The sequence below is a fragment of the Streptomyces sp. NBC_01723 genome (assembly GCF_036246005.1).
GTDB lineage: Bacteria > Actinomycetota > Actinomycetes > Streptomycetales > Streptomycetaceae > Streptomyces.
Genome location: NZ_CP109171.1, coordinates 7,786,530 through 7,797,946, shown reverse-complemented (window position 1 = coordinate 7,797,946; position 11,417 = coordinate 7,786,530). Strand labels below are relative to the sequence as shown.

General features: G+C 69.1%; 1 pseudogene. It reads right to left on the bottom strand.

Features of this window, described 5'->3' with window-relative positions:
- Nucleotides 1-96: 96 nt before the first annotated feature.
- Nucleotides 97-11,394: pseudogene (locus tag OIE75_RS36240) on the bottom strand (condensation domain-containing protein); the annotation flags it as partial.
- Between the last annotated feature and the right edge of the window lie 23 nt (nt 11,395-11,417).

Genomic DNA, 11,417 nt, shown 5'->3' with positions numbered 1-11,417 from the left:
CCCAACACCAGCCCCCACCCCCACCACCCGCACCCCACACTCCCCCGCCACCCCACCAAACACCCCGCCACCCGAACCCACATCCGCCACCGCAACCCGCACACCACAATCCCGCAACACCACACCCACACGCCCCGCCGGCCACCCAGGATCCACCGGCACATACGCCCCGCCCGCCTTCCACACAGCAAGCAGAGCAACCACCAGATCAACCGACCGCTCCAACGACACCGCCACCACACACTCCGCACCCACCCCCTCACCCACCAACACCCGCGCCAACCGATTCGCACGAGCATTCAACTCCCCATACGACACACCCACCCCACCCTGCTCCACCGCCACCGCACCCGGATCCCGCACCACCTGCCGCTCGAACAGACCCACCACCGTCTCCTCGGGCACCACACGATCGGTGTCGTTCCACTCCACCAACACCCGCTCACGACCCGCCGGCGCCAACACCTCCACCGCACGCAACGGGGTCCGTGGCGCTTCCTCCAGGGCCGTGACCAGGCTCTCGACCGCCGTCTGCATCAAGTCACATACGAGCTGCGGGTCGCCGGGCGCGACCACACCGGTCGTCAGCCCGAAGCCGACCCCCAGATCATCGACCGAGACCGCCAACGGATAGTTCGTTCGATCCTCACCCAGCAGCACCCTCATGCCGGCCACCCCACCCGGCCGTGTGTCGCCGGACTGCGGCGCGTCCGACCGCACTCGATTGCTGTGGCGGTAGTTGAACAGCGCCGTGAACAACGGAACGGACGTCGGGACGTCGCTGGCCGCCTGGGCCAGGGCGAGGGGCGCGTGCTCGTGCACCAGCAGGCCGGCCAGCTGGGCCTGCATCGCCCGCACCGCACCCACCACATCCGTATCCGCGACGTCCATCCGCACCGGCAGCGTGTTCATGAAGGGCCCAGGGATCCGCTCAGCTCCCACCCCGGCGTTCATCCGGCCGAGCAACACGGTCCCGAACACCACGTCCGACCGGCCGGCCAGTACGGCCAGCACCCGCGCCCACGCCACATGGAACAACGTCGCCGGGCTCACCCCGAGCCCACGCGCTCGCTCCCGCACCCTCTCCGCCAGGGAGTCGTCAACCATCACGCGTGCCTGCTGGGCGCCGGTGCCGTCCCCGCGGGCGTCGGCCAGGCCGAACGGCAGCGTCGGTTCCGTCACGTCCCTCAGCAGCTGGGCGAAGTACTCCTCGTGTTCCGCGCGGGACACACCCAGCCGCGCCTGGGCCACGAAGTCGCGGAAGGGCAGCGGTACCGGCAGGGTGTCCCCACGCCCGGTCATGAGGGCCGCGACCTCACCCAGTACCACCTCGGACGCTGTGTGGTCCTGCAGCAGGTGGTGCACCTGCACCAGTGCCACCCACCGCTCGCTGCCCGGCTCCGCCGCCACGTAGACGCGCAGCAGCGGCGCCCGTCGGACATCCATCCACCGGCCGGCGATCGCGATGAGCTCCGCCGCCGGGTGCCCTCCGTCCGTCAGCGTCGCCTCTGTCACCGGAACGACCGCGCGCCGCCGCACCACCTGCACCGGCTCGGGCAGGCCTTCCCACATCACGCCGGTGCGGTAGATGTCGTGCCGGTCCACCACCTGCTGCAACGCGGCCAGGAACCCGTCCAGCCGCTCACGGCCGTCAAAGCCCATGGCGAGAGAGCGGAGGTACGGATCCGCCTCCCCCGGATCGGCGAGCAGGTGGTGGAAGAAGATGCCCTCCTGCAAGGGCGCCAGCGGGTACACGTCCGCCACGTTGCCCGCTCCGCCGTCGACCGCCGCACACACCAACTCCACCTGCGCGGCCGTGAGCTCCACCAACGGCAGCATCTCGGGCGTGATGGCCTCGGCGCCGTCCGGAATGCCGTTCGGCGGCACCTCCACAACCGGTCCGTTGCCGGCATCGACCAACCCGGCCGGTGTGGGTGTCTCGAAGAGCGCCCGCACCGAGATCCCCAGTCCCCATTCGCGCAGCCGGGACACCAACGACACCGCGAGCAGCGAGTGGCCGCCCAGTTCGAAGAAGTTGTCGTCGACCCCGATCTGCTCCAGGCCCAGCACCTCGGCGAAGACCGCGCACACGACTTCCTCGACCACCGAGGCCGGCCCGCGTCCCTTGCCACCCGCGATCCCGTAGTCGGGTGCAGGCAGCGCCGCCCGGTCCAGCTTTCCGTTCACCATCAACGGCAACTCGTCCAGCACCACCACCGCGGACGGCACCATGTACTCCGGCAGTCTCTGCGCCGTGTGGGCGCGGAGCTCAGCGGCCAGACCAGCGCCCACACCACCGCCGTCCTCGGCGACGACGTACGCCGTCAGTCGCTTGTCGCCGGAGGTGTCCTCACGGGCGATCACCACCACCTGGTCGACGTCCGGATGCGCGGCCAGTACGGCCTCGATCTCACCCGGTTCGATCCGGTACCCATGTACCTTCACCTGGTCGTCCGCCCGCCCGACGAACACCAGCTGCCCGTCGATCGTCCATCGGACCAAGTCTCCCGTCCGGTACATCCGCTCACCCGGCCCGCCGTACGGGCACGCCACGAACCGCTCCGCGGTCAGGCCGGGACGACCGAGATATCCGCGGGCCAGCTGCACGCCCGCCACGTACAACTCACCCACCACGCCCGGCGCCACCGGGCGCATCCATCCATCCAGGACGAAAGTCCTCGTCGTGGCGAACGACCGCCCGATCGGAACCGAACCCGCACCTCCGTCGCCCTCACCCGCACCGATCTCGTAGTGCGCGCAGCCGACCGTAGCCTCCGTCGGCCCGTAGTGATTCACGACGGCCAGCCCCGGGTGCGCCTCGCGCCACCGCTCCACCAGGCTCCAGCTCAAGGCCTCGCCGCCCACCATCAACTGATCCGTCGGGACACACGCCTCCGGCAACGCCTCCAGCACGGGCAGGTGGCTTGGCGTCACCTTCAGGAAGCCCAGACGGCGCTCACCCAGCACCGCCGGCAGACCCTCATCGAGCCCGGACACGAACACACACCCACCGCTCACCAACCCTCCGAACAGACCCGTCACACCCGCGTCGAATGACACCGACGCGTGCAGCAGACTGCTCTCCCGCACCCCCGGATAAGCCTCCACACACCAGGCCACGTAGCCGGCCAGCGCCCCATGCGACACCACCACACCCTTCGGCCGACCCGTCGACCCCGACGTATAGATCACATACGCCGCATGCCCCGACTCGACCCGCACCGGCTCCATCAGCTCACCGGCCGTCACCGCCTCATCCACCACCACCCCAAGGCCCTCCGGCAGTCGCCCGACCAGCCCGTCACTGGTCACCACACACACCGGGCCCGCGTCCTCCAACATCATCGTTACGCGATCCGCGGGATACTCCGGATCGATCGGCAGGTACGCACCGCCGGCCTTCCACACCGCCAACAACGCGACCACCACGTCCACCGATCGCTCCAGCATCACCCCCACCACCGACTCCAACCCCACCCCACGCACCCTCAGCACACTCGCCAACCGAGACGCCCGCTCATCCAACTCCTCATAGGACAACTCCACCCGCCCATCCACCACCGCTACCGCACCGGGATCCCGCACCACCCGCTCCGCGAACAACTCCGGCACCACGCCTGAGGCCTCCACCACGCCAGACTCATTCCACCCAACCAACACCCGCTCCCGCTCACCCTCCGACAACACCTCGAGCCCATGCAGCTCTGTGCCCGGCGCGTTCTCCAAGGCCTCGACGAGACTCTCGACCGCCGTGTGCATCAACCCGCACACCAACTCGGGATCACCCGGCTCGAGGGCGTCCACCGTCAGCCCGAACCCAGAGCCCATGTCGTCCACCGCCACGGTCAACGGGTAGTTGGTGCCTCCCCTCCGGTGCACCACGGACACGCCGGCCAATCCGACCCTGTCACCGCCGTTCGGCAGAGCACCCCACCGCTGGCTGTTGCGGTAATTGAAAATGGAGGTGAACAGCGGGGCGCGCGCGGGGACGCTGCTGGCCTTCTGCGCCAGGGCGAGGGGAGCGTGTTCGTGCACCAGCAGGCCGGCCAGCTGGGCCTGCATGGCCCGCACCGCACCCACCACGTCGTCCTCGGCGACATCGGCCCGGACCGGCAGGGTGTTCATGAACGGGCCCAGATTCCGATCCGCACCCCGCCCGGCGTTCATGCGGCCCAGCAGCACGGTCCCGAACACCACGTCCGTCCGGCCGGCGAGGCTCGCCAGGACTCGCGCATACGCCACATGGAACAACGTCGCCGGACTCACGCCGAGCTGACGGGCCTGCTCCCGCACCCGTCCCACCAGCTCGGCATCCACGCTCAGCCTCGCCTGCTCCAAGTCGGAGCCGTCACCACGAGCATCGGACAGGCCGAACGGCAGCGTCGACTCCGTCACGTCACCCAACAGCTCCGTGAAGTACTCCTCGTGCTCCTCACGGGAGACCCCCAACCGGGCTTGGGCCACGAAGTCACGGAACGGCAGGGGTGCCGACAGCTCGTCGTCGCGCCCCTCCATGAACGCCGCGACCTCTCGAAGCACCGCTTCCAGTGCGGTGTGGTCCTGGAGGAGGTGGTGCACCTGCACCAGACCCATCCAGCGGTCGCCACCCTCGCTGGTCGGCTCCGCGGCCACATGCACCCGTACCAGCGGCGCGTCTCGCAGGTCGATCCACCGCCCGGCGATGGCCCGTAGCTCCGCCACCGGGTCCCCGTCGCGCGACAGGGTCACCTCCGTCACCGGGACAACGGCACGCCGCCAGACCACCTGCACCGGCTCGGGCAGCCCCTCCCACACCACCCCGGTCCGGTAGATGTCGTGGCGCCCCACCATCCGCTGCAACGCCGCCAGGAACCCGTCCAGCCGCTCACGGCTGTCAAAGCCCAGCACGATCCCCTCGAAATAGACATCCGTCCCACCAGGACCGGCCAGCAAGTGGTGGAAGAAGAAGCCCTCCTGCACAGGTGCCAGCGGGTACACGTCCGCCACGTTCGCCGCGCCGCCCTCGACGGACGCGCAGACCAGGTCGATCTGCGCCGGCGTCAGCTCGACCAACGGCAGCATCTCCGGCGTGATGACCTCCGCGCCCTCCGGAATCCCGTTGGGCGGCGCCTCCACCACACCACCGCCACCGGCACTCGCTGCCGCAGCCAGCGACGCCGGTGTCGGCGCCTCGAACAATGCCCGTACCGACACGCCGAAGCCGCGGTCACGCAGTCGGGACGCCAGGGTCACCGCCAGCAGGGAGTGCCCGCCCAGCTCGAAGAAGTTGTCCTCCGCTCCCACCCGTTCCAGCCGCAGCACCTCTGCGAACACCCCGCACACGACCTCTTCCAGCACCGTGGCAGGACCTCGACCGTTCACATCCGAGCTGAACTCCGGCGCCGGCAGCGCGGCCCGGTCCACCTTGCCGTTCGCCGTCAACGGCATGCCGTCGAGCACCACCACCGCCGACGGCACCATGTACTCCGGCAGCCGCTGCCCCACGGATGCGCGCAGCTCAGCCGTCAGTCCGTCATCATCCTGGTCGCCCTCGCGGTCGGCGGCGACGTAGGCCACCAGGCGCTTGTCCCCCGGGACGTCCTCACGGACCAGCACCACCGCCCGGTCCACCGCGGGATGCGCCGCCAGCACGGCCTCCACCTCACCCGGCTCAATCCGGTAGCCACGCAGCTTCACCTGATCATCCGCACGCCCGACGAACACCAGCTGCCCGTCCGCGGTCCACCGGACCAGATCCCCCGTCCGGTACATCCGCTCACCCGGCCCGCCAAACGGACACGCCACGAAACGCTCCCCCGTCAACCCCGGACGGCCCAGATACCCGCGGGCCAACTGCATCCCCGCCACATACAACTCACCCACCACACCCGGCGCCACCGGCTCCAGGAACCGGTCCAGCACAAACGTCCTCGTCGTCGCAAACGACCGACCGATCGGAACCGAACCCACACCCACACCCTGATCGGCACCAATCACGTAATGCGCCGAACCAACCGTCCCCTCCGTCGGACCGTAGTGATTCACCACCACCACACCCGGATGCGCCTCACGCCACCGCTGCACCGCATCCCAGCCGAGGGCTTCGCCGCCCACCATCAACTGGCCCGTCGGAACACACTCCCCCGCCAACGCCTCCAGCAACGGCAGATGGCTCGGCGTCACCTTCAAAAAGCCCAGACGACGCCCACCCAGCACCCCCGGCAGACCCTCATCCAGCCCCGACACGAACACACACCCACCCGACACCAACGCCGCAAACAACCCCGTCACACCCAGATCAAACGACACCGACCCATGCAGCAGACTGCTCTCCCGCACCCCCGGATACGCCCCCACACACCACGCCACATAACCCGCCAACGCCCCATGCGACACCACCACACCCTTCGCCCGCCCCGTCGACCCCGACGTATACATCACATACGCCGCATGCCCCGGACCCACCACGGCCTCAGCCGACACCACCGGCCCCTCACCCACCGCCTCATCCACCAACACCGCCAGACCCTGCGGCAACCCACCCGCCAACTCCGCACTGGTCACCACACACACCGGACCCGCATCCTCCAACAACCACGCCACCCGCTCCGCCGGAGACTCCGGATCAACCGGCACATACGCACCCCCCGCCTTCCACACCCCCAACAACGCCACCACCACATCCACCGACCGCTCCAACAACACCCCCACCACCGACTCAGGCCCCACACCCCGACCCCTCAACACACCCGCCAACCGAGACGCCCGCTCATCCAACTCCCCATACGACAACACCTCCCCCACACCCACCACCGCCGGCGCATCCGGATCCCGCGCAACCTGCTCCCCGAACAACCCCGGCACCACACCCGACACCCCCACCACACCCGACTCATTCCACCCAACCAACACCCGCCCCCGCTCACCCTCCGACAACACCTCAACCTCACTAAGCCGCACATCCCCCGCCACCACCGACAACACCCGCACCAACCGCTCAGCAAACGCCTCCACACTCACCCCATCGAACAAATCCACCGACCCCGTAACCGACCCCCGCAACCCCCCAGGACGCCCATCACCATCGACCAACTCACCCAACGACAAGTCGAGATCAAATTTCGCTGCCGCCAGCTGCGCCCCCACCGGCACCACTCGCAGCCCCGGCAGCTCCAGACCCGCCCCATCCACGTTCTGCAGAGTGATCATCACCTGGAACAGCGGATGCCGCGCGAGCGAACGGTCCGGTGCCAGCACCTCAACCAACCGCTCGAAGGGCACCTCCTGATGCTCCAGCGCCGCCAGGCTTGTCTCCCGCACCCGCCCCAACAGCTCACCGAACGTCGGGTCCCCCGACACATCCGTACGCAGAACCAGCGTGTTGACGAAGAAGCCCACCAGATCGTCGAGGGCCTGGTCGGTACGGCCGGCCACCGCCGTACCGACGGGAATGTCCTCGCCCGCACCCAACTTCGACAAGAGCACGGCCAGCGCGGCCTGCACCACCATGAACAGCGTCACGCCCTGCTCCCGCGCCAGCGCCGTCAACTGCGCGTGCACCTCCGCCGGGACCACCAGCGACGCCGTGTGACCCCGGTGCGAGGCCACCGCCGGCCGCGGCCGATCCACCGGCAGCACCAGCTCCTGCGGTGCCCCGGCCAGCGCATCCCGCCAGAAGCCGACCTGGCCGGCCAGCACACTGCCCGGATCACCCTCATCACCCAGCAGCTCCCGCTGCCACAGGGTGTAATCCGCGTACTGCACCGGCAACGGCTCCCAACCGGGCACACGGCCGTCACGCCGTGCCGCGTACGCCACCGAGATGTCCCGCGCCAACGGCCCCATCGACCACCCGTCCCCCGCAACGTGATGCACTACCACCACCAACACATGCACACCCACGCCGGTCTCCAGCAGGAGCGCCCGCAGCGGCACCTCAACCCCGAGGTCGAACCCGTGCCCGGTCTCCTCCACCACCAGGTCCGCCACCTCACCCTCGGCCACCCGCGCCACCCGCAGCACCTCACCCACCTCAGCGACAGTCAGAACCTGCTGATACGGCTCCCCGTCCACCACCGGGAACACCGTCCGCAGCACCTCATGCCGCCCCAGCACATCACCGAACGCCGCCCGCAGCGCGACCACATCCAGCGCACCCTCCAGCCGCAGCGCGATCGGGATGTTGTACGTCGCACTCGGCCCCTCCAACTGCGCCAAGAACCACAACCGCCGCTGCGCAAACGACAACGGCACCCGCTCAGGCCGCTCCCACGGCACCAACCCCACCCGCGCCGCATCCGCACCCGCAATCCGCGCCGCCAACCCCGCCGGCGTCGACGCCTCAAACAACTCCCGCACACCCACCTCAACCCCGAACACCACCCTCAACCGCGACACCAACCGCATCGCCAACAACGAATGCCCACCCAACTCGAAGAAGTTGTCCTCCACCCCCACCCGCTCCACACCCAGGACATCCGCGAACACCTGACACACCAGCTCTTCAGCCACCGTGGCAGGACCCCGCCCACCGGCAGACGAATACTCCGGCGCCGGCAGCGCGGAACGGTCCAGCTTTCCGTTCACCGACAACGGCACCCCGTCGAGCACCACCACCGCCGACGGCACCATGTACTCCGGCAGCCGCTCAGCCGTAAAGCCCCTCAGGTCACCGTCCAGCGGGCCGTCGCCCTCGGGCACGACGTAGGCGACCAGCCGCTTGTCACCCGGCACATCCTCACGCGCGACCACCACCGCCTGACCCACCCCGGGATGTGCCGCCAGGGCGGCCTCGACCTCGGCCGGCTCCACCCGGAACCCACGCACCTTCACCTGATCATCCGCACGGCCCACGAACATCAACTGCCCGTCCACCGTCCACCGCGCCAGGTCACCAGTCCGATACATCCGCTCACCCGCACCACCGAACGGACACGCAACGAAGCGTTCCCCGGTCAGGCCCGGACGCTGGTGATACCCGCGGGCCAGCTGCACACCCGCGACATACAGCTCCCCCGCCACCCCCGGAGGCACCGGCTCAAGGAACCCGTCCAGCACATACACCCGCGCATTCGCCACCGGCCCACCCACCGACGGCACACCCACCCCACCCTGCGGCACCTGCCCGGCGGTGACCATCACCGTCGCCTCCGTCGGCCCATACGTGTTCACCAACACCCGGCCACCATCCGCCCACACCCGCGCCACCTCACCCGACAACAGTTCACCGCCCACCAACACCCGCCCCAGACCGGGCACCCCCGCCGGGTCCACCACACCCAGGAGGGAGGGCACCACACTCGCCACCCCCACGCCTTCCCGCACCACCAGATCCGCCAACAACCCCACATCCGCCCGCTCCGCCTCCGACGCCACCACCAGACGCCCACCCGACGCCAACACCACCGCAACATCCAGCACCGAACCGTCAAACCCAAACGACGCAAACTGCAACACACCCACCCCAGGCCCAGCACCCAGCACCGGACCCAAAGCCGCCACCAAACCCACCACCGCACCCTGAGACACCACCACCCCTTCGGCACACCCGACGACCCCGACGTAAACATCACATACGCCGCCACATCCCGCCCACCGAGCAAAGGACGCGCCACCGCAGCGAACGCCATCCCCGGATCATCCAGACACACCACCGGCACACCGAGCCCATCCGGCAACCCACCGGACAAAGCCCTGTCGGTCACCACACACACCGGCCCCGCCTCCGCCAGCACCACACCCACCCGCTCCACCGGATACGACGGATCAACAAACACATACGCACCCCCCGCCTTCCACACACCCAACAACGCCACCACCACATCAACCGACCGCCCCAACACCACACCCACCACCGACTCAGACCCCACACCCCGACCCGCCAGCACACCCGCCAACCGACCAGAACGCTCATCCAACTCCCCATAAGTCAGCCTCTCCTCCCCACACACCACCGCCACCGCACCCGGATCCCCCACCACCCGCTCCGCGAACAACTCCACCCACGTCACCTCAGGCACCGACACCACACCACTGTTCCAGCCATCCACCACCTGCCCCCGCACCGACGACGGCAGCACACCCACACCACCCAACACCGCCCCCGGCGCAACCTCCAACGCCCCCACCAACTCCCCCACCGCCATCTCCACCAACTCACACACCAACCCGGCATCCCCCGGAGCCACCGCATCAACCACCACCGCAAACCCAGACCCAGACCCAGACCCGAGATCATCCACCGCAACCGCCAACGGATAATTCGTCCGCTCCCGCGCGAACAACAACTCAACACCCGAAGCACCACCACGCACCGAAGCGCCAGCGTCCGCCGACGGGCCGCCGTGGCGATAGTTGAACAGTGAGGTGAACAACGGAGCCGAAGCCGACACCGCACTGACCTTTTGGGCCAGCGCGAGCGGGGCGTGCTCATGCACCAGCAGGCCGGCCAGCTGGGCCTGCATCGCCCGCACCGCACCCACCACATCCGTATCCGCGACGTCCATCCGCACCGGCAACGTGTTGATGAACGGGCCAGGAATCCGCTCCGCCCCCACCCCCGCATTCATCCGACCCAGCAACACCGTCCCGAACACCACATCCGACCGCCCCGCCAGACTCGCCAGCACCCGCGCATACGCGACGTGGAACAACGTCGCCGGACTCACCCCCAACCCACGCGCACTCTCCCGCACCCGCCCCGCCAGCCCGTCATCCACCACCAACCGCGCCTGCTGCACACCCGTGCCGTCGCCGCGCGTATCGGCCAGGCCGAACGGCAGCGTCGGCTCCGTCACGTCCCGCAGCAGCTCGGCGAAGTACTCCTCATGCTCCGTCCGTGAGACCCCCAGCCGGGCCTGCGCCACGAAGTCCCGGAACGGCAGCGGCACCGGCAACTCATCCCCGCGTCCCTCCATCAACGCCGCGACCTCGCCCAGTACCACCTGCAATGCGGTGTGGTCCTGGAGCAGGTGGTGCACCTGCACCAGCCCCAGCCACCGCCCCGTCCTCCCGGGGTCAGCCGCCACATGCACCCGCAGCAACGGCGCCTGCCGCAGATCGATCCACCGTCCGGCGAGCGCTTGCAGCTCAGCCTGCGGATCCTCGCCCTCCCCGGTCAGGACCACCTCGGTGACCGGAACCGCCGCACGCCTCCGAACCACCTGCACCGGCTCCGGCAGCCCCTCCCACACCACCCCAGTGCGGTAAATGTCATGCCGGTCCACCACCCGCTGCAACGCATCCAAGAACCCGTCCAGCCGCTCACGACTGTCAAAGCCCAACACCATCGGCACCAGATACACATCCGCCTCACCCTGCCCGGCCAGCAGATGATGGAAGAAGATGCCCTCCTGCAACGGCGCCAGCGGATACACATCCGCCACGTTCGCCGCCCCACCCTCCACCGACGCGCACACCAAATCGATCTGCGCCGCCGT